This is a genomic window from Haloarcula ordinaria (assembly GCF_029338275.1).
In the GTDB taxonomy this organism is placed as follows: domain Archaea; phylum Halobacteriota; class Halobacteria; order Halobacteriales; family Haloarculaceae; genus Haloarcula; species Haloarcula ordinaria.
Genome location: NZ_CP119789.1, coordinates 1,379,252 through 1,404,959 on the forward strand (window position 1 = coordinate 1,379,252; position 25,708 = coordinate 1,404,959).

Here is a 25,708-nt window from a genome sequence, read left to right on the forward strand (position 1 = left end):
CCCTAAAACGTCCCTGCCTCGATGGGTGTGTGGCGCGCGCGGTACCCCTCGTCGGTCGACTCCACTTCGTCGACGGCGTAGAGGCGGATGCGTCGCTCCTGTTTGGTGTTGACCGAGAAGTCGTAGTGTTCCGCCTCGTAGCCCGGCTCGTTCCCGGCTTCGCGGCGGGACGCGACCCACTCGCGGTGGGCGGCCAGGCGCTCGCGCCCCTTCGAGGCCGAGCGCTCGGGGACCCCCGCGACTCGGTCGTCGAGCGCGGCCACCAGTTCGGGGTCGCGCTCGATACCGACGGAGTTCCGGCCGGCGACCATCGCCGCGAGCGTCGTCGTCCCCGTCCCCAGGAACGGGTCGAGGACCGTGTCGCCGTACACCGAGAACATCGAGACGAGCCGGTAGGGAACCGTCAGCGGGAACGCCCCCGAGCGGTCGCGCAACCCCTCGCCTATGTCCTGCACTTCGCCGGGGAACTGCCAGAGGTCCGAGAACCACTCGTTGCGCTCCTCCCAGAAGTAGGCGCTCTCGTAGCGCCGGTCGGCCCCCGGTTCGAGCCGTCGCCGCTCGCCGTTGCGGAAGATGAGGACGTGCTCGTGTTCCAGCGTGGGATAGGCGTTGGGCGGCACCATGCCCGAGCCCATGAACTTCGCGCCGCTGTTCGTGGGTTTCCGCCAGAGGATGTCCGGAAGCGCCCGCAGACCGCGCGCGGTCAGCCGGTTCGTTATCTCGGCGTGGTTCGGGTACGAGCGAAAGCCGTCGGAAAGCGAACGGGTCGCGTCGCCGACGTTGATGCAGGCGATGCCGCCGGGGGCGAGGACGCGTTCCAGTTCGGCCCAGACGCCATCGAGGACGTCGTGCATCAGCGAGAAGGCCCGGTCGCCGTCGCCGGCCGCGAGCGCGTCGGCGATGGCCGGGTCGAGGGCACCGAAGATGTCGTCCCACATCTCGATCATCGGATACGGCGGGGACGTGACGACGAGTTCGACGCTGTCGTCCGGCAGGGGAATCTCGCGGGCGTCCCCCGTCACAATCCGATGTGTGGTCTCCATATCAACGGCCGAGACGGGGACGGGACTCGGTTCTTGCGGTTGTCGCGCGTGGCAGTGTTTACGTTAAGCTAGTGGGTCAGAGAGCCAGAAAGCCCCCGCACTCTCAACTCCCGCGACTCGTTGCGCTCCTCGTTCGTTGCACTCACTGCGGTGCTTACGTCGTCCTCAGAAATCTTCGATTTCTGATGGGCTGCGCAAGAGCCCTGCTCTTGCGAACGCCGGGGTTCGTTGAGAGCGCGGCCCCTTTCAGTCCCACCCATGCCGGGTGGTCAGCCGGCTACCGGCGGGCCTGCCTGGCTGTTCACCACCGAAATCGACTGACTAAACACTACCTCGAGCGGCAACCTCCTTCCTGCTTCACGCGACCGGAAGGTCCTGCTCGGCTTCGAGCAGTTCGTGGTACCGGTTGCGGATGGTCACTTCGGAGATGTCGGCGACCTCGCTGACCGCGGCCTGGGTGGTCTTCTCGTTGGTCAGCAGGGCGGCGGCGTAGACGGCCGCGGCGGCGAGGCCGACCGGTGACTTGCCGGAGTGGACGCCCTGTTCCTTCGCGTTCTGGAGCAGCTGGCGGGCGCGGTGCTCGGCCTCGTCGGACAGTTCCAGCGAGGAGGCGAAGCGCGGGACGTAGCTCTCGGGGTCGGCCGGCGCGACCTCCAGGCCGAGCTCGCGGACGACGTAGCGGTAGGTGCGCGCGATCTCGCTCTTCTCGACGCGCGAGACCTCGGTGATCTCGTCGAGCGAGCGCGGGACACCGGCCTGTCGGGCGGCGGCGTACACCGAGGACGTCGAGACGCCCTCGATGGACCGGCCAGGCAGGAGGTTCTCGTCGAGCGCGCGGCGGTAGATGACGCTGGCCGTCTCGCGGACGTTCTCCGGGAGGCCCAGTGCGGAGGCCATCCGGTCGATCTCGCCCAGGGCCTGCTTGAGGTTACGCTCCTTGGAGTCGCGGGTCCGGAACCGCTCGTTCCACTTGCGCAGGCGCTGCATCTTCTGGCGCTGCTTGTTCGACAGGGAGTTGCCGTAGGCGTCCTTGTCGCGCCAGTCGATGTTCGTCGAGAGCCCCTTGTCGTGCATCATGTTCGTCGTCGGGGCGCCGACGCGGGACTTCTCGTCTTTCTCGCTGGAGTCGAAGGCGCGCCACTCGGGCCCGCGGTCGATCTCGTCGGACTCGACGACGAGGCCACAGTCCTCACAGACCGTCTCGCCGTGCTCGTCGTCCATGACGAGTGAGCCGCTGCATTCGGGACAGGCCGTCGTTGTCGACTCGGTCGACTCGGTCGACTCCGTCGTTCGTTCACCGGTTCGCTGTCGCGTTCGTGTATGGTCACTCATTGGTTGCGAGGGCGGGTGCTCACCGGGCTGGAATCTCCCGTAGAAACCCGGCGGCTGTCGGTAAACTTCCCTGTGTTCGAAAGCCATTTAAACGCTCTGGTATCGGGACGTGGAGCGGCGTCTCACCGGTCGAAACACGTGTCTGCGTTGTTCATACACTATCATTCAAATACTTCCGACGACGCCCGCTTGGGTCGTCGCGGAATCGCTCACTGTGTGGATTTATCTTTCCGGGGGTTCTTCGCCTACGCATGCCAGACCCCACGGAGGAAGCGCTCGAGGAGGTCTCTGATGACGTCTCCGGCGACGCGGAAGACCTCGACGACGAGGCGAAGGAGTTGGTCGACGCAATCCTCGACGGTTCGGGCGACACGGTCCGGATGGCAATCCAGTACAGCGGCGACGAGTACGACCTCCTGTTCGTCCGTGAGGACGTCGAAGCGCAGTTCTCCGAGGCGGAGATGGCAGAGCGCGTCAAGACGCTGATGTTCAAGGGCCTGGGCGACCCCGTCGAGGAGAGCGCGCTGTTCGACTTCGGCCACCTCGATGCGACCGTCCGCTGGTACGACTCGGTGGTGGTCGCGTCTTTCCCAGTTCGAGAGTGGTCGGGGCTCGTGTTCACGTTCGACCGCGTCACCGACTCGCTGCTCGACCTGGCAGACGAGCACTTCGGGGTCTGACTCAGTACCCCGTCCAGGACTTCGGGCCGAACGACTCGCCGCGAACCCGGAACTCGCGACCGTCGTCGGTCTCTCTGACCTCTATGACCGCGTCGAACAGCTGGGCGAACTTGTTGAACTGGTGTCGGTCGCGCTTGCTCGTGTCCAGCGTGAAGACGTTCACGGCCCCGACTCGCTGGAGGCGGGACAGCACGACGTGGACGAACCGGTAGACCCGCTTCAGGTCGGTGTACATCAACAGTGTCGACAGCGAATGGAGCTGGACACGCGGGTCTTCGACCCCCCGGTGGTGCCACTGCTGCAGGATGCCGCTCAGCTTGATGCCGATGCCGGTCAGGTCGCTCGGTGACGACACCTGCTCTAACGTGTAGTCGGCTGTTTCGCGCGCCCGGTTGATGCCCCCGTTGCAGTCGATGATGGAGAGGTCCCACCCGTCGCCGTCCTGGACGGCCGCCCGGAACGAGTCGTTGACGCGGTTGGCCGACTTCTTCGTGGTCACGATGCAGGCTGTCCGGGAGGACGACCCGCTGAGGACGTCGACGCCGAAGCGCCGCTTCCCCGTCATCACGGGGCCGGCGACGAGGATACTCGTCCCGGGGGCGATGTCGCGCGTGTCGAATCGGCGGATGTCGACGTCATCCGGGCCGATGTCGTCCGGGTCGACGTCGCGTTCCGGGAACAGCCACTCGGTCACACCACGCAGTGGGCTGTGAATCGACAAAAAACCCGCCTTTGTCAGCTGCTGGTCACGCGCGTCGGGTCGACGAAGTCAATCATCTGCTTCGACCTCGACATCTCCGGCACCCCGTGACTCCTCGACGGCCTTCGTCAGCGAGACGTTGAGCCACGCCATCGAGGTGACGCCGCCGGCGATGGTGACGAGGTTCTTCACCGCGTGGTCGACGATGGCGATCGAGAGCGCGGCGGTGACGCCGACGGGGGTCAGTGCGGCGACGATGAGGGTGAACGCGCCCTCGTAGAGCCCGACCCCGCCGGGCGTGAGCGGGAGCACCTTCGCCAGGTTACCGACGCTGACCGCGAAGAAACCCACCGCGACCAGTGCCGGGGTCAGCTCGACCTCGAAGGCGGCGAAGACGACCAGCGCCGTCACCACGTCGAGCGACCAGATGAGGAGGCTCCCGACGCCGACGCGGCCGAAGGCCGAGGAATCCGCGGCCACCGTCTGGACGTCGCCGACGAACTGCTCGACGACGCCGGCGACGTAGTCGGCGTATGAGTCCTCGCTCAGGCGGCCGACGATCCGGCGGACGTAGTTCCGGTCGGTCCGGGCGCTGGCGACGATGGCCGTCACGGCCGCGATGGCGGCCAGTCCCACGCCGGCCGCAACGACGATCGCGGTCTGTCCGCTGCTGGCCGTCTCGCCGCCGACTGCGCCGCCGGTCAGGGCCGTGAGCAACTGGCCGGCCGACCCGGTGGCCGCCAGCCCCATCAGGACGACGCCGGCGAGCAGCGTGATGGTCAGCAGATCGAAGACGCGCTCGACGGCCAGTGAGGCGAAGCCCGTGGGGTACGGAATCGAGCGCCGTGCCTTCACGACGTAGGCGCGGACCGCGTCACCGGCCCGCGCGGGGAAGACGAGGTTCCCGGTCTGGCTGATGAAGACCGCGCCGGTCAGGAAGCCCCAGCGCTCGCGATAGCCCATCGAGGAGAGGATGTCCCGGTAGCGAAGCCCCCGGAGTGGCCAGGAGAGCACGTAGACGAGCGCGCTCGCCAGCACGATCGCGGGGTCGGCCCCGGCCATCCGTTCGAGAACGTCCTGTGGGTCGAGATACTGGGTCATCAACAGCAGGGCGACGACGACGAGCGCGGTCCCCGCGCCCAGCGACACCCGTCGGGTGATGCGCGGGCTGACAGAGAGTTCCCAGAACGTCCGGAGGATCTGGCTCCCCATCCCGAACACGTCCCGGACGATGTCGACTTTCGAGTCGCCCTTCGGCGTCCAGTCGACGGGGAACTCCTTGACCCGGAAGCCCTGGCGCTGGGCTTTCACCAGGACCTCGGTGTCCCAGAACCAGTGTTCGTCGCCGACGTCGGGCAGCAGCGCCTCCAGGGCCGTCCGGTCGAACGCCTTGAAGCCACACTGGTGGTCCCGCAACTCCGAGCGCAGTACCAGTCGGACAAGCGTGTTGTACCCGAAACTCGGGATGCCGCGCTTCGGCGGGCGGTCCGCACGGTTCTCGGGCATCCAGCGCGACCCCGTCGCCACGTCGTAGTCCTCTGTCCTGACCGACTCGACCAGTTCCTCCAGATGTCGCATGTCCGTCGCGAGGTCCGTATCGAAGTACACCAGCGTCTCGCCGGCGGCGCGCTCGAAGGCGTACTCCAGCGCGCCGCCACGGCCCAGGCGCCGGTCGCTGTGGATGTGCCTGACTCGCGTGTCCTCGTCGGCGAGTCGCGTCGCGATGGCGGGCGTCTCGTCGTCGCAGCCGTCTTCGGCGACGATGACCTCGTAGGTCCCCGCGGGCAGGAAGGAGTCGAGCGTCTCGAGCGTGACGCTGACGGTCCGCTCGATGCTGTCGGCCTCGTTGTAGGCGGGGAGGACGACGCTCACCTCGACTCCGTCGCTCATTACCTCGGGATGTGCGAGCGGCGCAAAAGTACCTTCTGTTCGGTTCGACTGCAGTCGCAGCGATGGTCGCGAACTGCGAGCCGAATCGCCCTCTGGCTCACGCGGGCCGGCTGGTCACTCTGCTTTCGGGAGCGTCTCGGCGGTGACGAACTTCGCGAGGTCCTCGCCGACTTCCGCGACCGACTCGTAGGGGCGGCCGACGACGATGTCGCCGGCGCGGCTCTTACCGACGCCTGGGATGGTCGCGAGTTCGCCCATCGTCGCCGAGTTCAGGTCCAGCGGGTGGGGCACGCCGGTCACCGAGCGGTAGCCGTGGCCGGTGACGGCGATGTCCAGCGTCGTCCCCAGTTCGCGTTCGCCGGGGATGCCCACCAGCAGCGGATAGGTGCCGAGTTGTCGACCGAACGTCTTGCCGTCCTGGTGGTACTCCAGGTGGACGTCCGGCAGGACGGTGCCCGGCGGCGCGACGCGCTTGAGCATCGGGTTGTCGATGGTCTCGCGGACCTCGCGCTTGTACTGCTTGAACAGCTTCTTGTGGTCGTGGGCGATTTCGGCGCCCGTCTCGGCCATGTCGGTCCCCTCGAAGGCCATCACCTGGCGGATGTTCACTCGGCGGAGCATCAGGCCCTCGTCGTAGACCCGCTGGAGGAAGCGCTTGTTGTGTTCGAAGGTCTCTTTCGTCTCCCCTTTCAGCCCGTGGACGAGGTTGATGCCGGGCAGGAGTTTTGGCAGACGTGGGGCCGCGTCCTCACCGTGGTTGGGAGCAGAGTCCTGGTCGCCGCCCGGCCTGAACCCGGCCACCTCGTTGACGACCTTCACCGCCTCGAAACACTCGTCGGCGGTGACGTTGAGGTTGTTGTCGCTCATCACGTTCGGGTCGGCCGACTCGAGGCCGAAGGCGGCGGTGTCGCCGGGCGTGTTGTGCTCGGCGATAATCTCTATCCCCTCCCTCGCTTTCTCGGGCCACTTCACGATGGTGATGGGGTTCATGTTGTCCAGGTGGAGCGTCTCCAGGTCCGGAGCCACCTCGCGGATGCCGCCGTAGAGCCGACGGAGTGCGTCCGGATTGGGGGCCTCGCCGTCGCCGCCGTAGGCCAGGATGTCGGCCTGTCGGCCCAGGCGGAAGTGCCTCACGCCGCGGTCCGAGAGGGCGTCGACCTCGTCGACGACGCTCTCGGGCGGGCGGAAGTCGGGGTTCCCGTACATCGGCTCCGTACAGAACGAACAGCGGTACGGACAGCCCCGGGAGGTCTCCATCTCGCAGATGAGGTACTCGGGGTGGTTGGGGTGCTGTTCGACGACGAACGCGCCGGCCCGGGCCCAGCGGGTCTCCTCCTCGACGTCGCGGTACCGATTGTTGAACCCCTCGAGACCCGATTCGACGAGGTCGAAGACGGCCGCCTCGATGTCGGCCATCGCCAGGAAGTCGAAGTCGAGGTCGTCACGGGCCGTCTCGCTGGCTCCCTCGTTGGCCTCGCCGACGCCGAAGCGGACGGGGCCGCCGATGATGGAGGTGCCGTCGGCGGTCCAGGCGAGTTCGCGCACCTCGTCGGGTTCCGCGGGCGTCCCGCCGACGTACTTCCCGGGGACGGTCATGCCGCCGACGTACACCATGAGGTCGGCCTCCTCGACGTCGCGCCAGAGGTGGCGGTCGTCGCGGAGTTCGTCGATGGTGTGGTAGGTGATGCGTTCGCGGGGGACGCCGGCGTCGACCAACGCGCCGGCGGCGTAGCGCGGGTAGGTCGAGATGTAGGGCGGGACCCCGAAGTGCGCGGGCTCGTCGACGTAGCCGTCGACGATGGTCACGTCGAGCGTCTCGGGGTCGGTCATGGTCGCGGATTGACGCTCGACGCCTAAAACGGTGTCTGGTCGGGGGCGCCGCCGACCCGTGAAACCACTATGTCACTGCAGGACCACTATGCGGGTACGATGGTCTCCGTCGAGCGGTACGACTCCCTGGAGGGCCAGGTCGCTCTCGTCACGGGCGCGACACGCGGTATCGGCGAACAGATAGCGATACAGCTGGCCGAGCACGGTGCGACAGTTTACGCAGGTGCCAGAGACACAGCCGACGTGGGCGCATCCGACCAGCGCCCCGTCGAACTCGACGTGACCGACGACGGGACGATGCGAGCGGCCGTCGACCGAATCGAAGCCGAGACGGGCCGGCTGGACGTCCTCGTCAACAACGCCGGCGTCGGCGGTCCGAAGGTACCGCTCGGCGAAGCTGCCGTCGAGGACCTCGATTCGACCCTCGAGGTGAACCTGCGCGGACCGGTCGTCCTGACGAAGCTCGCCCTGCCGCTCCTGCTCGAAGGGGACGGCAGCCGCGTCGTCAACGTCTCGTCGGGGATGGGTGCGCTCGGCGAAGGGATGAGCGGCGGCTGGCCGCCGTACCGCGTCTCGAAAGCGGGGCTCAACGGCCTGACGACCTATCTCCACGGCGAGTATCACGCCCAGGGGCTGATTGCGAACGCGGCGTGTCCCGGGTGGGTCAGGACGGACCTCGGGTCGCTGGCGGCCCCGCGGAGCCCCGCCGAGGGCGCGGACACCCCGGTCTGGCTGGCGACCTTCGAACCGGGGAGCACCAGCGGGCGGTTCTGGCGTGACCGAGCGGTCATCGACTGGTAGGCATCGGGTGATAGAACGGTGTTCGGGGGAGGTACTCGCCAGCCTGTGCCGTCGTCTCAGACGTAGATGTGTCCCTCGGCAGCGGGCCCCATCGGCTCCGGCCGGGACCCGTCACAGACGCGGGCAGCGGAGACGGCCGCGGCCAGCGAGTCCAGCGCGTCGTGGTTCCCGAGGTACGTCTCGCGGTGTTCGCCGACGTCGACGCTGCAGGCTGCGATGGTCTCTATGTTCTTCGCACGGCGGTCGCGAGCGCCGTCGTCGCCCTTGTAGCCCTCGCGGTAACAGCCGAGCCAGCCGAACGTCGCGGCCGGGTACACCTCACAGACCACGGTCTCGGCGTCGTCGGCTTGCATCGGCACGACGGCGGTGTCCTCCCGGGGCGCGAGCCGGCCGAGGACGTTCCGCGCGCCGTGGTAGGTCATGCTCCGGACGCGGTTCGTGTACGGGCAGAGGGCCGCCCGCTGGAGGTCGGTCTCGCGACGGACGTCGCGCGACCCGGTCAGCCCCTCGGCACGGTCCCGACACGCCGTCGAGAACGACGCCGAGTCGGTCGGCCCGTCGCCCCCGGCGACCCACTCCAGGAACCCCCGCCACTCCCCGTCCCCGACGTCTTCGAGGAGCCTCTGCGGGAGGCTGAAGGGGAAGTCCAGGCCCGCCGTGGCGACGTCCTCGTCGGTGATTCGGTCGACCAGGCCCGCGTGGGCCGACTCGCGGTCACGCCCCCACTTCGCTGTCGCTCGATAGCAGTCCTCGACGACGAGCCCGGTCGACGTCTCTCTGGCTACGGTCACCCAGAGCGCGTCGCCGGCCCGTCTCGCACCGCTGAAATCCACACCCAGAACACCGGAACCCATACCCCGGATGTTACTGGCTGCTATTATCAATGTTTGGAATATTCGCCTCGAGTGGCACCTGTGTGGGTCCGAAAGCGGTTTGTCCGGGACGGACCAACAGAATCGTATGCCCGCCACCTTGGAAGTCGTCTGCAACGACGCGGACTGCACGCTCGACATGTTCGAACTGCACTACACCTACGACATGCCCGACGACGTGGACGTCTCGGACTTCTCGTGTCCGTACTGTGGCGGCACCGACTCGCTGGAGGCAATCGAGTTATGATCCGGGACCTCGGTGAATCCATCGGTAACGCCATCTTCGACAACATCGGCCGCGCCTCGAGTCGCGTCCAGGAGAACAAGCCGTTGCCGGCCGACCTGCTGGAGGCCGACGACGCCTACCTCGTCGTGTTCGATGCGCCGGGCGCGGTGTCGAGTGACGTCCAGGTGCGCTACGTCGACGACCGTGTCGAGGTCCGAATCGACCGGTTCCGCGACTTCCACGAGGGGTTCGAGATGCGCTATCCGGGCCGCGGACTGGCGCTGGACGGCTCGGTCACGCTCCCCGAGGACGCGGTCGTGGACCCCGAGACGGCGACGGCCACGCTGAAGGACAACGGGACGCTGCAGGTCCGCATCCCCAAGGCCGACGACGCGGCGCCCGACGAGTACGACGCCGACACCGACCACGACGACGCGGCGGACGAAGACGACGTCTGAGCGTCGCTATTCTTCGCGGGTTCCGGGACTTACTCCCAGTCGCGAGTGGGGTCGCCGAGCGCGTCGAACGTCTCGGTGCCGTCGAACCGGGTCGGGTCGAGACGGGCCTCGACGGGCGCGTCGACCGGGTAGTCGAGGCCCAGTAGCGCACACGTCAGGTACTCGCCCATCGCCGGCGCGTGCATGAGTCCGTGGCCCTGCCATCCGGTCGCGACCCAGAGGCCGTCGGCGACCTGGCCGACCAGCGGGTCCCGGTCGGGCGTCGCCGTGCACAGGCCAGCCCAGGACCGGGCAGTCGTCGGTGCGAGCGTCGTCGCATCCCCGAGCCGCTCCAGCGCCGACTCGACGAACGCAGGGTCCGCGTCGCGGGTCCACTCGTCGGGGGACACCTCGTGGGCGCCGTCGCCGACGAGCAGCGAATCCCCGTGTGGCCGCCAGTAGAACTCCCGGGTGGCGTCGTACAGCGACGGAAGCGTGGCCTCGACCGGAGTCGTCACGAGTGCCTGTGCCCGGTAGGTCTTCAGCGCCAGGTCGACGTCGGCGGCCGCAAGGAGCGGCTTCGTCGCCGGGCCGGCGGCGACGACGACGGCGTCGAATCGCTCCGGTCCGGCAGGGATCCGGACGGTCGGTGTCTCCCCTGTTGCGAGCGAAACCGGCGTCTCGGGCCGGAGCGTTGCGCCGGCATCGCGTGCGCGTCGGGCGAGCAACTCGACGACCCGTTCGGGGTCGAGGAGGCCGGCGTCGTGGGCGATACCCGCCGCTGTAATCGTCTCGGTCTCGAGCGCAGGGTAGCGGTCGGTCAGCGCCTCGCCGTCGGCGTGGGCCACGGCACGGTCCAGGTCCTGCATCCGGTCGACCTGTGCCCGGACCGCCCGCGCGTCGGCGTCGTCGCGGGCGACCCAGACGTACGGACACGTCGAGAGCAGACCCCACTCGCGGTAGCGGGCCAGCGCCCGGTCGGCGACGGCGGCGTCGACAGGGTCGGCGAAGGCGTCGTAACAGATACCGGCGGCTCGCCCCGTCGACCCGCCCCCGAGCTCGCCGCGGTCGTAACAGACCACGTCCGCGTCGCGCTTCGCCAGGTCGCCGGCGACGACGAGACCCACGACGCCACCGCCGACGACGGCGACGCGCATCACACCTGGTCGCGGACGCTCGGCGGCAGGTCGTCGTCCGGTCCGGTGTAGCGGTCGGGTTCCGGCGGCATCCGCCAGTCGGTCGCGAGTTCGAGCAACTGGACGAGCATCCGCGCGGTCGCCCCCCAGACGGTGTAGCCGTCGACGTAGAAGAAGTGGAGGCGAATCTCGCCGTAGTAGGGGTGGTCGCGCTGTTCCGACTCGTAGTTCCCGAGGTCGGTGAGGGCCGCGACGGGGAGAGTGACGACCTCCGCGACCTCCTCGTCGTTCGGGCGGTACTCGCGGTCGGGGATGCGCGAGACGAACGGCCTGACCGAGTAGTGCGTTATCGTCCGGATATCGTCGAGTCGGCCGACGACGTTGACCGCCATCGGGTCGAGGCCGATCTCCTCGTTGCCCTCGCGCAGCGCCGTCGCCAGCAGGTCGTCGTCCTCCGGTTCGCGCCCACCACCGGGGAACGACATCTGCCCGGGGTGGTCGGTCAGGTGCTCGGCCCGTTTCGTGAACAGAATCGCCTCGCCCTCCGTGCGCTCGACGACCGGTACGATGACGGCGGCCTCCCGCTGTTCGTCTTCGACGACGATGGGGTCGTACGCGGCCACCCGGTCGTAATCCATGCTAGCGAGGACGAGACGGATGCTCTTAATTCCGTTCGTAAACAATCGTTCGTGTACGTCGTTCGACCCCGCTCAGCCGTCGTCCAGCCGCTCGCGGACGCCGTCGAGGGAGATGGGGCCCCACGCGTCGAGGTCGTAACTGACGTCGAGCAGCTCGGCGACCCGCACCTCGTCGCCGGCACCGAGTGCCCGCGCCGCGTCTTCCCGGAACCGCGCTTCGACCGCGGCCGCGACGTCGTCCTGGTCTACGTCCCGCGCGGGAACGTCCAGGATGTGCGGGAGGTCGCCGGCCCCCTCGGGGAGCGTCGCGAACGCCGTCGGGCCGGCCACGAGCAGGTCGTCGTCGGCGTCGGTTCCGTGGTCCGCGACAGTGACGAGGTGGTAGGAGGCGACAGCGTCCTCGATGTCGGCCGCGAACGCGTCGGCGTCGACCCGCTCGCCGCGCTTGAAGGCGAGTTCCGAACAGGCCCGTCCGAGTTCGGCACGCGTCAGCGCCCCGAAGAGGTCGACCACTCCGGCGAGTTCGTCGGGTGTCGGGTCCATACCTGCCTCCCCGTGGCCGAGCGGCTTCATACTGTTGGCGGTGGCGTCTCACCTTCCGCGCTCGTCGGGAGCCGTGAGAGCGCGCTCCCGGCCCAGACAAGCGTCGCCAGAAGGCCGAGCGTAGCGTCGCTCGCGCCCGTCGCGGCCCGGATGGGCTCGATGAGGGGGCGAAGACCACGCGGGCGAGGTTGATGCGGAACACCAACCCGAGCAGCGAGCCAAAGACCGTCCGTCGAGACACGCCCGTCCCTGATCCGGGGACCGTAGGAAGGCTTCCGGAAGGCCGCGGGCTTTTTGTCCGATGGTGACGGAGCACGGAGTATGGATTCGGTCAGGAAGGCGCTCCGCGCCGGGGATGTCGAGAAGGACAGCTACGGACGACTCTCGTGTACGGCGTGTGGCGAGAACCTCTCGACGGACAGCCGCCCCGACGAGGTCTGGAAGGTCCGCGTCTGTCCCGAGTGTGGCTCCGAGTGGAAGGAGATCGGGTAGTCACTCGAAGACGGCGTCGAACGCGTTCGCGCCGAGTGGTTCGTACCGTCCCGCGTCGACGTTCTCGGCGACGTGGTCCGGCGTCCCCATCCCCACCAGCGACGAGGTCACCCCGGGTGCGCTCCGGGCGAAGTTGATGGCTCGCTGCGCCCTCGTCTCCCCGTCGAGTTTCGCCTCGACGGCCTCCGGCATCTCTCTCGCCAGTCGTCCCTGCATGATGGAGGCGCTCGTGAACACGTCGAGGCCCGCCTCGTGGGCGAACCACAGCGCCGACTGGGGCCCGTCGGGACCCTGGTGGGACGCCACGGTGAACGCGTCGGCCATGAACACGTTGAACGGACACTGAATCGCTCGCAGGTGCGTCGCCGAATTGCCCGCCGACGCCGCGGCCGACCGAGCGCGCTCGACGACCTCCGGCAGCGAGAGATACCGCTCGTGGTCGGCCGGGACGCGGAAGGCGTCCCACGTCGCGACGCCGTAGTGCGCGATGTCCCCGTCGCTCGCCCGGTGTTCGAGGCGCTCGAAGGTCGCCTCGAGCTGGTCGTAGACAGCCTCGCGGGAGCGCTCGGCCAGCTGCGTCTCGGGGTTGTGGACGTAGTAGAGGTCGATGGTTTCGAGCCCGAGGTTCGACAGCGAGCGGTCGACCTGGTCGTCGACGAACGCCGGCGCGATGCAGTGCTGGCCGCCGACGAGGTCGGCCCGGTCGACGAGTCCCGTGTCGACGTACTCGTCACGGACGAACGCCCCCGGATTCTCCGGTCGGTCGCCGTCGAAGGGGACGAACCCGCCCTTCGTCGCGACGAGGACGGCGTCCCGGTCGACGGCCGCGTCTGCCACGGCGTCACCCACCACCCGTTCGGAGCGCTGGTGGCGGTAGTTGATGGCCGTATCGACGACGTTGACCCCCGACTCGAGTGCGCGCGTGATGGCCTCGCGGTACGCCGCGTCGCGCTCGTCGGTGGGGTCGCCGAGGTACGTGCCGACGCCGATGCTGGAGACGACGCCCGCTCCGAATCGCCGGAAGAACGTGCGTGCGAACTCGTCGTGGTCGTCCCGGTACGCCCAGGTCGCCTCCCGTGTCACCATGCGCTCGGGTTCGTGCCCACGGGACAAAAGGAGCGAGATTCCGGGCCGTCAGCGCTCGCCGCCCATCGCCTCGAACAACCGCTCTGCCAGCTCGTCGCGGGAGACGCCATCACTGGGGCCGAGGCCGTTCAGGTACTCGACGGGGATCTTCCCGCCGCCCATCCGCGCGTGGCCGCCCCCTTCCGCCATCGGGATGTCGTCGGTGACCGCCTCGATGGCGCGGCCGATGTGGACTCGGTCGTCCCGTGACCGCCCCGCCAGGCGTATCGTGCCGTCCTTGTCGCCGACGACGACGACCGCCGAGACGCCCTCGAGGGTCTCCAGCTCGTCGGCGGCCTGTGGAATCGCGTCCGAGTTCGACACCGACCCTACGTCGCTGACGGCGTAGGGAGCGCGGACGTCCCGCTTCGTTATCGCTCGGGCCTTGATCTCCAGTACTTCGGCGTCTATCTGGGGGTTCGCGATGCGGTTCAGCAGGTCGCCGTCCATCCCGTCGTAGAGGTACGCCGCCGCCGAGAAGTCCTCGGGCGCACAGCCGTTGGTCAGCGACCGTGTGTCCGACTGGATGCCGTAAACGAGTCCCGTCGCGACGTGGCTTGGGACGCAGTCGTTCGGGATGTCGTCCATATTGGGGCCGCCGTTGGTCGGGCCGACGTCGACTTCGTGGAACTCCCAGCCGAGGTCGCTGAAGTAGTCGGCGAAGATGGTCGCACAGGCACCGCTCTCGTCTCTGATGTCGGTGAACTGCTTGCCCGTCCCGTTGCCGGGGTGGTGGTCGACGACGGCGACGGGGTCGACGTCGCCCGCCCCCGCGAAGCCCCGCGGCTCGTTGTGATCGACCAGTACGACGGCGTCCGAGTCGATCTCGTCCCGTGCCTCTATGCACTCGAAGTTCAGGTTGAGGACGGTCTCGAACGCACGGTTCTCCGGGCGTCGTATCTCGCCCGCGTACAGCAGCGACGCGGACGTGTCGACGGCCCGGGCCAGCCGGTCGACGGCCAGCGCACACGACATCGCGTCCGGGTCGGGGTTCGGATGCATCAGCACCGCGACCTCGTCGTACCCTGCGAGCACGGACTGCAGTCGCTTGACCGCCGGTCGTGTGAGATACCGATACAGCCACGCGGCCCCGCCGCCGAGGACCAGCGCCCCGACGACGATGCCGGCGACCAGGAGCGGTTCCGACGTGGTGAACCCGAGCACAGCCCCGACTATCGAACCGGGGAGTCCCATGGCCACCAGTACCATACCTCAGGATGCTCCGGGCACAGACAAGAATGTTCCCCCGACCTGTCAATCCGCACGATAGGCCTCGACTGCGGTGCGGTACCCCGCTCGAAACGTCGGATACGCGAACTCGTAGCCGAGCTCGCGGAGGCGGTCGTTCGAACAGCGCTTGCTCGTCTGGATCCGACGGCGTGCGGTCGACGACAGCGTCTCGTCGGCCAGCCGCTCCGCTTTCGTCTGCTTCGGCGGGTGGTCGACGCCACACTGTTCGGCCAGCCAGTCGGCGAAGGCCCACTTCTCGACCGGTTCGTCGTCGACCACCAGCACCACCTCGTCGCGATGGTCACCCTCGAGGAGGAACCGGACGGCGCCCGCGGCGTCGTCGCGGTGGACCATATTGAGATAGCCTGCCGTCACCGGCCCCTGCAGATAGCGTTCGAGGCGGTAGCGGTCGGGGCCGTAGAGCCCTGCGAACCGGGCGACGGTCCCGTGGCCGCCGTACTCAGCCGGTCGCTCGCGGGCGATTCGCTCGGCCTCGGTGAGCACCTCTGTCTTCTCCGTCTGTGGGTCGAGCGGCGTCGTCTCGTCGACCCAGTCGCCGCCGTGGTCGCCGTAGACGCCGGTACTCGACGTGTACACCAGTCGCTCGGGCGGGTCGTCACGTGCCCAGAAGTGGTCGATTGCCGTCCGCAACCCGTCGACGTACACGTCCCGCGCCGCCTCGGCACCTCGACCGCCCGAACTCGCGGCGAACACGACCCAGTCAGCATCGGGCACCGCGCCCAGCGCCGCGTCGTCCGTCACGTCCGCCTGCACGCCCTCCAGACCAGCGTCTTCGACGGCTTGCACACCCGCGGCCGAACGCCGGACGCCGGCGACGTCGTGGGCCGCCTGCAGCTGTCGACCCAGTTCGAGCCCGACGTAGCCACAGCCCAGTATCGCGACCCGCATCGTCACCGCTGCCTGCTCTCGATGTACTGATGGAGGCGGGCGTACTCGGAGAGAGTCATCGGATAGCGCCCCTCTATCTTCTGTTGAATCTCTTTCGGCTCCATCTCGTCGTCGATACCGGACCCCAGCGATTCGACGTCCAGGACGGCCGTCGTCATCCCCATCAGGAGGATGTCCTGTGCCTCCGCCTGGATGGCGTCGGCGTCGGGGCGGTCGGGGGCCGTCGAGAGTACGGCGGCGGCGTCAGACAGCGAGAGGTCGCCCGCGTCGCCAGCGAGGATTGCCTCGACTGTAGCCGCGTCCAGGTCGGTCGACTCGACCACCTGCTCGACGCCGACCGTCTCGACTGTCTCGGCTAGCACTCCTTCGTAGGCCGCGAGCAACGCCTCGGGCGACTGGTCGCCCGCGTCCGGGAACTCGGCTCTGAGCATACACGGGGTAGGGTCGGGGGGTATTTGTGACTTTGACTCCCGGTCACGTGCCGGCGTCGGGCCACCCGGCCGACGTCTCGACGGCCTCGCCGTCCTTGTCACCGACGCCCCGTGGCCGCGGCGGGACGACGACTACGACACCGGTCTCGGCGCGGAACGTCACGCGGTCCGAGGTCCCCAGTCGCTCGGCCGCCCCGTCACTGTCGACGTCGAGGTGCACTGGCTCGCCGTCGCGGACGTAGGACGTGCTGGCGTCAGCCACCGTCGGCGACCCGTGCCGTGCCGACACCTCGAACCGCGCGTACTCCCCCTCGACGGTCACCCACCAGACGTTCGCCGTCGCGTACCACGGCGACAGCGGCGGCGCGAGTGGGATGCCCGCCGGAAGTCTACTGGTTCCGGTGCGGCGCGCGACGAGTTGTTCGACCCGCTTTCGACCCGCGTCGCCGAGCGCCCTGGTCGCTTCTTCGTGTGCGACCGACCGTACCGCCGCTGCGGTCCGGTTCACCAGGGACGCTCGCGGTCGGGCTCCGGGTTCTTCGAGCCTGTCGGCGACCATTGCGCGGAGACGGACTTCAAGCCAGTCTCGCTCCACTTTCGAGAGATCCAGTCTCGTCGCGGCGACGGCTGCGACCCGCGTCGACGCCGAGCCGTTCGAGAGGGCGAGTGCTCGCGAGGCCGTGCTGTTCCAGTCCCTCATCGACGCGGCGACGATGGCTCGACTACGCTTAGTGTCCACCCCGGTCGTCTCACTGACTGTCGCTGCCATGGCGCGCGCAACCTCGTCGTTGCTTTTGGCGACTGCCCGTCGTAACCGGTCTCGTCTGTTGGTGACCGTCCCGTTCGCCGCGACGCTCGCGGTTCGGTTGGCCGACGAGAGCGTCGCGGCCGCCGTGGCGAGTCGCACGTGTCCGTCCGACGGCGAGAGTCCGTCGGTCACGGTCGCGGCGGCGTCGCCGTACGGCACGGTGAAGACGTTGACGTTGCGAACGGCCAGCGGGTGTTCACTCCCGTTCATCGCCGGATAGTTCGCTTCGCCGAGGGCGGCGCGCGTGAGGTACTGTGGGCTGGCGTCGACGTGGAACCTGACGGGGCCAGCGGGGCCGGTCGGCGCGGGCCGCGACGGCGGCTTCCGCGCCTCTCGTGCTGTCAAGCCCCGTCGGAGGTCGGTCAGCGAGCCCTCCGTTCGCCCCTGGAGCACGTCCGCGAACCTGTCGCGAGCTCCCGTTCGCCGGCGTACTCGCTCGTCGAGCCGTCGTTCGACCGCGTCCAGATACGCGATGCGGGCCGCCACGCGGGCTTTCTCTGCTGTGCTCCCGTACGTGGCTGGCACCGCAGCCAGTTCCTGGCGACGGTCGGCAACTCGCGTCCGGAGTTTCCGGGCAGGGTTCCGTTCGAAGGCCCCGACGGACTCACGCTCGACAGCGACGGAGATCGACTGGAGTCGCTCGCGGAGCGCGGCGACGTCGCGGTACACCCACCTTCGGAGCCCCGCTGGTCGTGCGCCACGTACGGTGACGGGCTCTGTATCGACCTCGCCTCGTAGCGCGCGCTGCGCGACGGCGTTGCGACCACCTGCCTTGCGTATCAGGTGGCGCTCGGCTCTGGGTTCGATGTCGGCGAGGTTCGGCCCGGAGAGCGGTCCCGCCCCGCGCTCGTGGGCCGTCCGGATGCCGCGGGTCGGTGCGGACGACCCGCCCTCGTGGCGACCGAGGACGGCGACCGAGACCCGCCAGCGTTCCGTGCTCGTCGCCACAGTCGTCCGGGTCTCGTTGTCGTTCTTCCAGAGCGCCGTCCGGGTGTACTCACGCACGACGATCCGTCCGTACGTGTCCAGTGTGTGCCAGCCGTCCCGTGCGGGGGCGTCGGCGCTCGCCCCACCGGCCACCGTCGTCTGCCGGGTCGTGTCTCCGTCTACGAGTGTCCAGTCGGGTCCCGGCGACTGTGGCTGTCCGGGCGGACCGCCGCGCAACCGCTCGCTCGTCGTCGTCAGTCGGACTTCGACGCTGTAGGCCGCCCGGAGCGTTCGATTGAGCTGCGTCGGGGCTGCCACCTCGCGAAAGGCTCGCGTCGCCGTCTCGTTGACGCCGATTCGAATTGCATCCCCTGGCCGCGGGTAATCCGACCGCTGCTCGACCGTACTGATATCCGCCGCTGCCGGTCGGTAGTCGGCCTGGTCGAGCACCCGACCGGCGAACGCGCCTCCATCGGATCCTCTGACGACGTCTTCGACTCCTGTTACCGCCGTGGCCTCGGTGAGTGCCCGCCGGCCGTCGGGGTCGCTTCGGCCGAACGTCGACCGCTGGACACCCAGTGCTGCTCCGTTGGCCGCGAGCGCGACGTGGCGATTGGCGACGACGTTCTCGATAGGCGCCCCACCGAACTGCGCGTAGCCGCGAGCCCACGCGATAGGGTAGAGCCGGGCTGTCAGCCGTTGGCTCAGTCCCGGCTTCCCGAGGCCGTTGTTCAGCCGCTGTTCGTAGGCCGTAACCCGGTCGTGGAGCAAGAGAGCGGGCGCCGTGACCACCACGGTCGGTGAGAGGGTGCGGGTGGTGACGGTTCGGTTCCCGCGGCGAACGGTGAGCGTGACGTTCTCGACGGTCGCGCGCATCGCGGTCCGGTTCGGGCCGCCCCGCTCGACACGGACGCGGTCTATCGCCCGGTCGACGTCGTTCGCGTCTGTGACTGCTGGCAGGCTGGCGGTCGCGGTGACGCCCTCGCTCGTCTCCGACACCTCTGTCAGTCGCTTCCGGACTTGCAGGTACACCCGTAACCGGAGCGCGTCGCGGAACGGGGCTGACTCGTTCAGCGACCGACCGACGGTCGTGTTCGCGGGCGTAATCACCGGGTCTGTCGCGGCGCGGTGCGCAGCCGTCGCAGCACCGTCCCGGATTGCTGTCTGCGTCTCGGCCGTCGTCCTGTCGAGGACACGCTCGACGGCCGTTTCGGTCGGGGCCGTGGTCGGTACCAGCGTCGGCGCGAGCGAGAGGCTGCTCACGAGCAGTAACACGCCGAGCAGTGCGAACGGAACCCGCCCGCGGGTGTCGGCTCTCACGGTGACCACGTCCGGACAGTGATGTGGACCGTCTGGGTGTCGACGGCCGCTGCAGCGGCCCCCGGTGACGCGAACTGCGACCGCATGTCGTCGGTCAGTTTCGCCCGCAGTGCGACTGTCAACTCCCGGTTCATCTCCGTGACCGGTGTCGATTCGACCGCGAAGTCACCGGCACCGCTGAGCGTGCCCGTCCGCTGATATCGCTGAGCCACTATCGCGTCACCTGGGTAGTCCCCGTGCAGCGTGACCCGGGTTCTGTCCGGCGGGAACAGACCGTCGACGATTGCCCGTGCGACGACGCTCGCGACGCCACGGTATCCTCGCGATTGGGCGGCCGGGCGCGCGCTGTTCGTCGTATCCTCGACGCCGCTGGCGACAGATATCGTCGCCGCTCGAACGTCTGCCGACGCTGGCGGTGCCGTGCCGAGCGTGAGGGTACTCGACACCGGTGCCCCGGGATACGGTTCCCACTCTACGCGGACGCTGGTCTGTCGCCGCCGGTCCCTGAGACGCCGTTTAGTAGTCGCCGTAACAGCTGATTCGAACGCCCGACCGGCCGGCGAGATTCGCTGCCCGTCGATTCGGACCCGGCTCATCGTCGCCCCGCCCAGCAACTCCGCGAGCGTCCCGTGAGCGGTTCGCTGGCGTCTGGCCGACCCGTTCGCGAGCCAGTCCGGCTCCGTTCCCGGAACGACCAGTTCGTACTCGACGCTCGCGGTATTCGTTGCGAGCAGCTCCGCCCGCTCCGACGCCGGATTGCCTGCCGGTGGTGAGTCGACGGCCGCGCCACCGACGAGTGCCGCGGCCGCCCCACCCACCAGCAGGAGGAACAGCGTCACGTCGACGACGGTGCTCGTCGCTCGCGTCATCGCCACACCCGCACCGACAGGCGCCCACGTCGGATGGTCCCCGGTCCCACGCGGACGCTCACGAGTCGCGTCTCACCGTCGGCGGCGGGCGGTGGCGTCGGTCCACTGGTCCACCGGTCGTCCGTCGCTATCGTCACGTTACCCTCGTATCCGCGGGGCAGCGCGCTCTGGACGGTCACGATGCGGTTCGGGTGGACGATACCGGCCGTCGAGAGCTGTCGCTCGACGGCGTCTGCCGACGACGCGGCCCGGTTCTGTGCGGGCGTCGCGCTTGCGACCGCCGATTCCAGGACGCCAGCGTACAGTGTCACGCCTACGCAGATGGCGAAGACTGTGACGAGGGCGGCCGTCGGCTCGATTGCTCCTCTATCCGACGAGCGTGACATCGACACCCTCCCAGGCGACGTGTCTGACCGTCAGTCGGTCCGGGGTCGAGCGCCAGGTATCCCCGTCAGTTCGTGCGTGTCGTATCGCGTCCCTAAATCCGGCCGGCGAGGCGTACACGCGCGCTGGCTTCTGTCCAGCGAGCACGCGCCTGACCCCTGTTCCGTGGGCCGGGACGGCAGGATAACTGAGCGTCGCGTGCGTCGTCCCGCCGTCGTTCCGGAGCCCGAGTCGGCGCCCGTCCAGCCGCCACTCGTCTCCGGTCGTCGACCTGCGCCTGACCGACCCGGCTGGACTCGTGGTCACTTCGTCGATGGTCGCCGCGGTCCCCGCCGCGTTCGGCGGCGCTGTCGTTGGGAGGCCAGCGACGACGCCGAGCACGGCGACGGCGACGCCGCCGAGCGCGACCCAGAGGAACAACGTATCGATCGGCGTTTCGAACATAGCGGCCCTGGTCCCGTGTTCGGATATAAACCCTCAGACGACCAGCCGGGTCGCGAACACCGCCGTGAAGAACGTCGCAGTGGCCGACATGAGCGCCACGCCGACGCGATGGCCGACGCGAACCCTGTCGAATCCACCGCGCAGTCCCGCCGAGAGGGCCGTCAGGACCACCGCGAGGACGAGCACGTACCAGCCGACGACGAGCCCGACGCGCTCGGGCGCCGGGCCGCCGAGGGGGCCTGCGGTCCCCATCGTTTCCCCCAGGGCCACTGTCGCGCCGCCGACGAGCGGACCGAACAGGGCGGCCGTGTTCGACAGCGTCCCGGTGACCTGTGCGAGGTCGCGACGCAGTTCCTGCTCGATACGCTGGAGGTCCGAGAGGTGCTTCCCCATCGCCGAGACCGACTCGGCTGCTGGCGGACCGATTTCGGCTGCCGCACCGAGCAACGTGGCCGCCTGCCGCGTGCGGGGGCTGGGGACCGCCGCAAGCGCGCCGTGCTGGCCTCGAAACGCCCGTTCGACGTCGACGCCGAGTATCGCTTGCCGTCGCACACCGCGGTGCAGGAGCGCCGCCAGCGGCCCCGACTGCTCCTCGGCGACGTCGTCGAGTGCCGCCTCGACCGACTGGCCGCGTTCGACCCGGGTACCGATCGCCGACAGCGCGTCGGGCAGCCCTGATTCGACGGCAGTCACGTTCTCGCGGACCTGAACGGCCGGACGGAAGTGGACGACCAGCGCCGCTCCGACACCGGTCCCGAGCGCGGCTATCGGCATACCCCACCCGAGTCCGAGACTGTGACTGAGTGCTCCGGCCGCTCCACCGACGCCGAGCCCTGCTGCCACCGCTCTCCACCGCCCCTCCGGAACGTCGGGGTGACTCCGAGGGACCGGTTCGGGTGGAAACGCGACGGGGCGTTGCCCCAGCAGCCACCCGCTTGCGACACAGAGCGCCGCCGGGAGTACGACCCCGTACACCGCGACCAGCAGCGTCGTCGGTACCGGGACACCCGCTGCGTTTGCGGCCGGGAGCAGCGAAACCAGTGCCAGTGGGAGCAGAACGCCGAAGGCGTAGAGCCCAGTGGCCGGTGCCCGGAGGTCGGCGGCGAACTCGCTCATCTCCGCTCGCGTCCCCTCGAGAACGCACTGGCGGGCGGACGCGAGTATCGAGGGCCGTTCGCCTGGCGGTGCGATGGTCGCCCGCTCGATTCGCTCGACGGCCGTCGCCAGTGCAGGGAACTCGTCGCCCCACTGCTGGACGAACGTACTCAGTCCGCTCCGTGGCGTCCCCGCAGAGCGCCGCGCGTGTCTGCCCAGATAATCCGCGAGCGACTGCTCACTGGCGGCCGTGGCGAACTCCACCGCCCGCTCGGTGCTCCCCCAGAGCGTCGCGCCAAGCGTAAGCATCGTCACCAGCGACGGGGCTGCACCTAGTATCCGAAGCCGTCGTGCACGGGCCACGAAGGGAACGCCGTACCGAACCGCCAGCGCGATGCTCGACGAAAACAGCAGTATCGCGAGTCCAGCGACGGCCACCGACGGCCCCCGTGCGAGTGCCACGACGCCCATGCCGACCAGCGAGCCGGCCGTCCCGGCGGCGTACCCGGCCGCCAGAACGATTCGTGGACGGTTCGACAGGCCGAGGAGGCGGGAGGCCTGTCGGTACGGTTCCGGAACTTCGACGGGTTTCGGCCAGACCCTCGCACACGTCTCGACGACCCCCGGCGTCATGTCGTCGGCTCCTCCGCGGATGGACTGGTATCGGGACCGGTGGCGCGACACTGCTCGAACGTGTCGCTCCGTTCGGCGATTGCTTCCAGGACTGCTTCGTAGGACTCTCCCGCTGTCCGAAGGGAGTCGACCAGATGGCTCGTGCCCCGTGAGAGCCGGCCCGTCGCTGTCGCTGTCTCGCCGTCACGCTCGTACAGCGGTTCGAACCGGGCACCGGTCTCGGTTCCGACGACCTCCTCGACGCGTTCGATACCTCGGCCGGCGGGACACGACGGCGGTGCGAGCGTCACCACGAGGTCGGTCGCCGCGAACGAACTGGGGGCGACGTCGAGGTCGGAGACGAGTCGTTCACGGACGGTCTCGGCCCCGTCCCCGTGGATGGTCCCCAGGACGGCGCCGTCACCACCGCCGACGCGCATCGCCTCGTAGAGCACGCTCGCCTCTTCGCCGCGGACTTCGCCGACGACGAGCGCCCCCTCCCCGAGTCGGAGCGCCGTCCGGAGTGCCTCGCTGGGGGCCACCGACGGACCGTTGTCGGTCGTCGTTCGGAGTGCCTGGACGTCGCACCCCGCCGCCTGCAGGTCGTCGATCGGCAGCTCCGGGGTGTCTTCGATGACGAGCGTCCGAAGCGTTTTCGGGAGCTCCCACAGCAGCGCACCGAGGAGTGTCGTCTTCCCGGCACCCCGTGGGCCCGCGACGAGACACGCGCTCCCACGTTCGACGGCGACAGAGAGCAACCCGGCGACGGCGGGCGGTACCGACCCGACTTCCACCAGGTCCTGCAGATCCCACGAATCGTCGTCCTGTGCCCGGAAGGCGAAGGCGAGGCCGTCGCTGACGGGGCCGGTGACACCGGCGACCCTGACCTGCCGGTCGGCGACGGTCACCGTCGCGTCGAGCGTCGGACTGGCCCGTGAGAACGACCGGCCGCTCGTCCGTCGGAAGGTGGAGGCCAGCGCTCGCGCGCCGTCCTCCGTGAGTCGGACGTTCGTCCGTCGCGTCTCGCCGTCGACGCGAACCCGCAGGGCGTTCTCCGCGACGGGTGCTGTGGCGAACACGTCCGAGACGCGCGGGTCGGCAAAGAGGTCCTCGAGGATGCCGAGACCGGTGGTGTGTTTCGCCAGTACCGACCCGACCGCTGTCGCCGTCGTCCCGTCCTCACAGACTGCCTCGGCCGCGCGCCGGGGCGTCGTCTGCTCCGCTTCGATGGCGGCGACGAGCCGTTCGTGCGCTCGTCGGAGTGCCGCCGTGGTCGACGCGTCGAACCCCTGTTCGCGTGGTTCGACGTGATAGACGTCCAGACGGTCAGAGGGCGTCGCGTATCGCCTGACCACTGCGTTCGTCTCGATAGTTCGTCGGTCCTCGAGTGTGGCGTCCGCCGGTGGGGTGGTCCCGACGCGAGCGTCGCTCACCGTCGGGCCGGTGTAGCACTCCAGAGCCGTCTCGTAGTCTGTTGCACGGTCGGACAGGAGCGCGAGTCCGGTCTCGGCGGCCAGGTCGGCGACAGTCCCCGCCCGGCCGCTCGCCTCGGTGGCCGCCGCCAGCGGGTCGCGTTTCGCTCGTCCGGACAACCGCTCGTCGACCGGTGCGACGCGGGTCGAGAACTGGCCGGCAGCGACCAGGAGCGCTGCAGCGTCGTCCAGGTACGCACGCGCTCTGCCGTGGGCTTCGACGACGACACTGTCGGCGGGAGTCGCTCCGAGCGCGTCGACGACAGTGGCGCGGCACGCCGGTGCCGTGGCCAGCGTTCCAGATTCTGGACAGTCCACCGCGTCGACGGTCAGTGTGCGCCGGTCGCGGTCGGTGCGACAGGCACACTCGGTTCGAGTCTCGGACGCCGGTCGCCACTCACCCATTAGCCGCCTCCGTGGGCTGTGGTCCGCCCAATCGCTGTACGGTCACGACGGGGTGGTGCTCCGACCCTTCGAGTTCGAACGAAAGTCGGTGAGGGCCAGCCCGGCGCAGGACGAGCGGATTGCCGACGGCGCGGAGCGCGGCGTCGACCAGGACGCGACTGCCACGGTGAGTGGCACCGACCTGCCAGGTCACGAGACCCACACCACTCCGGTGCCGGAATCTCACCTGGCTGACGCCGGCACTGGTCAGTGACCGGCCCGGCAGGCGGAGTGTCGCGACCAGTCGCGCGCTCGCATGCTCGGTCGGGTCGTCAGCGGCGACCATCCGTTCGAGCCGGTCCGATAGTTCCTCGGCCTGCCGTTCGAGCGTCGCGTCGCTTCGCTCGACGGCCGCCGCGGAGATTGCGGGGGTGCTCACTGCGAGCAGAGCAGCGGTCACGACGGCCGCGAGCAGGAGCCGGATAATCACAGGTGGGCCCGTATCCGGGCGAGAAGCCCGAGCTCGCTGGTCTCGTCCGAGTCGCTGCTCGACACCGCGCCGTCGGCCGATGCGTTCCCGCCTGCACCCTGCATCGACTCGCCTTCCATCGGTGGGTCACCGAACTCGTCACGCTCGAGTTGAAACTGCTCGGCGCGGCTTCGAGACTCGTCTCTCGGTCCAGTGGTGTCGGGCTCCCGACGGGCCCGACCGCCCGAAGACGGACTGTCGCTCGTCGTAGACGCACCAGTCGGGCCAGGGATGGGCGGCTCCGAGGCTGGCAGTTCCTCGTCGAGCCGCCGCTCGAGACGGTCGGTCGCCGCTAGCGCCGCGTCGGCCCGCTGCTCGACCTCCTCGTTGACTGATCGTACGTTCCCGACGTACCCGCGGAGCGCCTGTGTCGCCGCTTCGAGTTCGGTCGTCCGGTCGTCGAGGTCGGCGACCCGATCTTCCAGTGACTCGATTCGTGTCTCTACGTCGGCGAGCGTCGTCGCTTCGGGGAGCTCGGTCGCGCCGTCGGTCACGGCTCGTTCGACGGTCCGGACGCGCTCGGCCAGTGTTTCGACGTCGGCCATAGCA

Annotated in this window: 26 protein-coding genes and 1 pseudogene; 5 read left to right on the forward strand and 22 right to left on the reverse strand. The window is 69.0% G+C overall.

Features of this window, described 5'->3' with window-relative positions; genetic code table 11:
- Positions 1–2: 2 nt before the first annotated feature.
- Together P1L41_RS07305 and P1L41_RS07310 are read right to left on the reverse strand one after the other, a co-directional pair.
- Positions 3–1,043 (reverse strand): DNA-methyltransferase, encoded by a 1,041-nt coding sequence (locus P1L41_RS07305; protein WP_276298201.1) that lies wholly within the window; start codon positions 1,041–1,043, stop codon positions 3–5.
- A 357-nt stretch (positions 1,044–1,400) separates the two neighbouring features.
- On the reverse strand, positions 1,401–2,375 hold the full coding sequence (locus P1L41_RS07310; RefSeq protein WP_276298202.1) for a transcription initiation factor IIB: 975 nt from the start codon (positions 2,373–2,375) through the stop codon (positions 1,401–1,403).
- 251 nt (positions 2,376–2,626) lie between these two features.
- Between P1L41_RS07310 and P1L41_RS07315 the strand changes: the two genes are divergently transcribed.
- On the forward strand, positions 2,627–3,055 hold the full coding sequence (locus P1L41_RS07315; protein WP_276298203.1) for a DUF7522 family protein: 429 nt from the start codon (positions 2,627–2,629) through the stop codon (positions 3,053–3,055).
- 1 nt (position 3,056) lies between these two features.
- On the opposite strand, the gene P1L41_RS07320 is transcribed toward P1L41_RS07315, so the two are convergent.
- From P1L41_RS07320 to P1L41_RS07330, 3 genes are all read right to left on the reverse strand, one after another.
- Positions 3,057–3,749, reverse strand: coding sequence for a DUF7504 family protein (locus tag P1L41_RS07320; protein WP_276298204.1), 693 nt, complete (start codon positions 3,747–3,749; stop codon positions 3,057–3,059).
- A gap of 75 nt (positions 3,750–3,824) precedes the next feature.
- On the reverse strand, positions 3,825–5,645 hold the full coding sequence (locus P1L41_RS07325; RefSeq protein WP_276298205.1) for a flippase-like domain-containing protein: 1,821 nt from the start codon (positions 5,643–5,645) through the stop codon (positions 3,825–3,827).
- A gap of 114 nt (positions 5,646–5,759) precedes the next feature.
- Positions 5,760–7,475 (reverse strand): radical SAM protein, encoded by a 1,716-nt coding sequence (locus P1L41_RS07330; RefSeq protein ID WP_276298206.1) that lies wholly within the window; start codon positions 7,473–7,475, stop codon positions 5,760–5,762.
- Between the two features lie 69 nt (positions 7,476–7,544).
- On the opposite strand from P1L41_RS07330, the gene P1L41_RS07335 reads away from it, so the two are divergent.
- Positions 7,545–8,276: an SDR family NAD(P)-dependent oxidoreductase gene (locus tag P1L41_RS07335; RefSeq protein ID WP_276298207.1), complete on the forward strand. Its 732-nt coding sequence runs from the start codon at positions 7,545–7,547 to the stop codon at positions 8,274–8,276.
- A gap of 56 nt (positions 8,277–8,332) precedes the next feature.
- Here P1L41_RS07335 and P1L41_RS07340 read toward each other — a convergent pair whose 3' ends face one another.
- Positions 8,333–9,130 (reverse strand): DUF429 domain-containing protein, encoded by a 798-nt coding sequence (locus tag P1L41_RS07340; RefSeq protein ID WP_276298208.1) that lies wholly within the window; start codon positions 9,128–9,130, stop codon positions 8,333–8,335.
- Between the two features lie 106 nt (positions 9,131–9,236).
- Between P1L41_RS07340 and P1L41_RS07345 the strand changes: the two genes are divergently transcribed.
- Both P1L41_RS07345 and P1L41_RS07350 read left to right on the forward strand, forming a co-directional pair.
- The gene (locus P1L41_RS07345; protein WP_276298209.1) at positions 9,237–9,395 is read left to right on the forward strand and encodes a DUF7559 family protein; all 159 of its coding nucleotides are present in this window, start codon (positions 9,237–9,239) and stop codon (positions 9,393–9,395) included.
- Positions 9,392–9,832: an Hsp20/alpha crystallin family protein gene (locus P1L41_RS07350; protein WP_276298210.1), complete on the forward strand. Its 441-nt coding sequence runs from the start codon at positions 9,392–9,394 to the stop codon at positions 9,830–9,832. Before P1L41_RS07345 ends, P1L41_RS07350 begins: the two co-directional genes overlap by 4 nt.
- Positions 9,833–9,861: 29 nt before the next feature.
- Here P1L41_RS07350 and P1L41_RS07355 read toward each other — a convergent pair whose 3' ends face one another.
- The 4 genes and pseudogenes from P1L41_RS07355 to P1L41_RS07370 all read right to left on the reverse strand — a co-directional run.
- A complete protein-coding gene (locus P1L41_RS07355; RefSeq protein WP_276298211.1) occupies positions 9,862–10,968 on the reverse strand; it encodes an NAD(P)/FAD-dependent oxidoreductase in 1,107 nt (368 codons plus the stop codon).
- On the reverse strand, positions 10,968–11,585 hold the full coding sequence (locus P1L41_RS07360) for an NUDIX hydrolase (protein ID WP_276298212.1): 618 nt from the start codon (positions 11,583–11,585) through the stop codon (positions 10,968–10,970). The genes P1L41_RS07355 and P1L41_RS07360 overlap by 1 nt, the downstream gene beginning before the upstream one ends.
- Positions 11,586–11,657: 72 nt before the next feature.
- A complete protein-coding gene (locus P1L41_RS07365) occupies positions 11,658–12,128 on the reverse strand; it encodes a DUF7109 family protein (RefSeq protein ID WP_276298213.1) in 471 nt (156 codons plus the stop codon).
- A 62-nt stretch (positions 12,129–12,190) separates the two neighbouring features.
- A pseudogene (locus tag P1L41_RS07370) lies at positions 12,191–12,333 on the reverse strand (MFS transporter); the annotation flags it as partial.
- 116 nt (positions 12,334–12,449) lie between these two features.
- On the opposite strand from P1L41_RS07370, the gene P1L41_RS07375 reads away from it, so the two are divergent.
- The gene (locus P1L41_RS07375) at positions 12,450–12,620 is read left to right on the forward strand and encodes an HVO_0758 family zinc finger protein (RefSeq protein WP_276298214.1); all 171 of its coding nucleotides are present in this window, start codon (positions 12,450–12,452) and stop codon (positions 12,618–12,620) included.
- On the opposite strand, the gene P1L41_RS07380 is transcribed toward P1L41_RS07375, so the two are convergent.
- From P1L41_RS07380 to P1L41_RS07435, 12 genes are read right to left on the reverse strand one after another with little or no spacing between them, the layout of a single operon-like run.
- Positions 12,621–13,706, reverse strand: coding sequence for an aldo/keto reductase (locus tag P1L41_RS07380; RefSeq protein ID WP_276298215.1), 1,086 nt, complete (start codon positions 13,704–13,706; stop codon positions 12,621–12,623).
- A gap of 48 nt (positions 13,707–13,754) precedes the next feature.
- Positions 13,755–14,954 carry a DHH family phosphoesterase gene (locus P1L41_RS07385; RefSeq protein WP_276298216.1) on the reverse strand — a complete coding sequence of 400 codons (1,200 nt, stop codon included), beginning with the start codon at positions 14,952–14,954 and terminating at the stop codon, positions 13,755–13,757.
- Between the two features lie 45 nt (positions 14,955–14,999).
- Positions 15,000–15,884: an SDR family oxidoreductase gene (locus P1L41_RS07390; RefSeq protein WP_379789157.1), complete on the reverse strand. Its 885-nt coding sequence runs from the start codon at positions 15,882–15,884 to the stop codon at positions 15,000–15,002.
- A 2-nt stretch (positions 15,885–15,886) separates the two neighbouring features.
- Positions 15,887–16,315: a DUF5791 family protein gene (locus P1L41_RS07395; RefSeq protein WP_276298218.1), complete on the reverse strand. Its 429-nt coding sequence runs from the start codon at positions 16,313–16,315 to the stop codon at positions 15,887–15,889.
- Positions 16,316–16,358: 43 nt separating this feature from the next.
- A complete protein-coding gene (locus P1L41_RS07400; protein WP_276298219.1) occupies positions 16,359–19,370 on the reverse strand; it encodes a DUF7286 family protein in 3,012 nt (1,003 codons plus the stop codon).
- Positions 19,367–20,239: a DUF7284 family protein gene (locus P1L41_RS07405; RefSeq protein ID WP_276298220.1), complete on the reverse strand. Its 873-nt coding sequence runs from the start codon at positions 20,237–20,239 to the stop codon at positions 19,367–19,369. Before P1L41_RS07405 ends, P1L41_RS07400 begins: the two co-directional genes overlap by 4 nt.
- Positions 20,236–20,625, reverse strand: a complete 390-nt coding sequence (locus P1L41_RS07410) for a DUF7285 family protein (RefSeq protein WP_276298221.1) — start codon at positions 20,623–20,625, stop codon at positions 20,236–20,238. The genes P1L41_RS07405 and P1L41_RS07410 overlap by 4 nt, the downstream gene beginning before the upstream one ends.
- Positions 20,606–21,067: a DUF7283 family protein gene (locus P1L41_RS07415; protein WP_276298222.1), complete on the reverse strand. Its 462-nt coding sequence runs from the start codon at positions 21,065–21,067 to the stop codon at positions 20,606–20,608. The genes P1L41_RS07410 and P1L41_RS07415 overlap by 20 nt, the downstream gene beginning before the upstream one ends.
- 33 nt (positions 21,068–21,100) lie before the next feature.
- Entirely contained in the window at positions 21,101–22,795 is a 1,695-nt protein-coding gene (locus P1L41_RS07420; RefSeq protein WP_276298223.1) for a type II secretion system F family protein, read from the reverse strand.
- On the reverse strand, positions 22,792–24,651 hold the full coding sequence (locus P1L41_RS07425; RefSeq protein ID WP_276298224.1) for an ATPase, T2SS/T4P/T4SS family: 1,860 nt from the start codon (positions 24,649–24,651) through the stop codon (positions 22,792–22,794). Before P1L41_RS07425 ends, P1L41_RS07420 begins: the two co-directional genes overlap by 4 nt.
- Positions 24,644–25,120, reverse strand: coding sequence for a DUF7311 family protein (locus P1L41_RS07430; RefSeq protein WP_276298225.1), 477 nt, complete (start codon positions 25,118–25,120; stop codon positions 24,644–24,646). Before P1L41_RS07430 ends, P1L41_RS07425 begins: the two co-directional genes overlap by 8 nt.
- Positions 25,117–25,704 carry a DUF7310 family coiled-coil domain-containing protein gene (locus P1L41_RS07435; protein WP_276298226.1) on the reverse strand — a complete coding sequence of 196 codons (588 nt, stop codon included), beginning with the start codon at positions 25,702–25,704 and terminating at the stop codon, positions 25,117–25,119. The genes P1L41_RS07430 and P1L41_RS07435 overlap by 4 nt, the downstream gene beginning before the upstream one ends.
- Positions 25,705–25,708 lie beyond the last annotated feature (4 nt).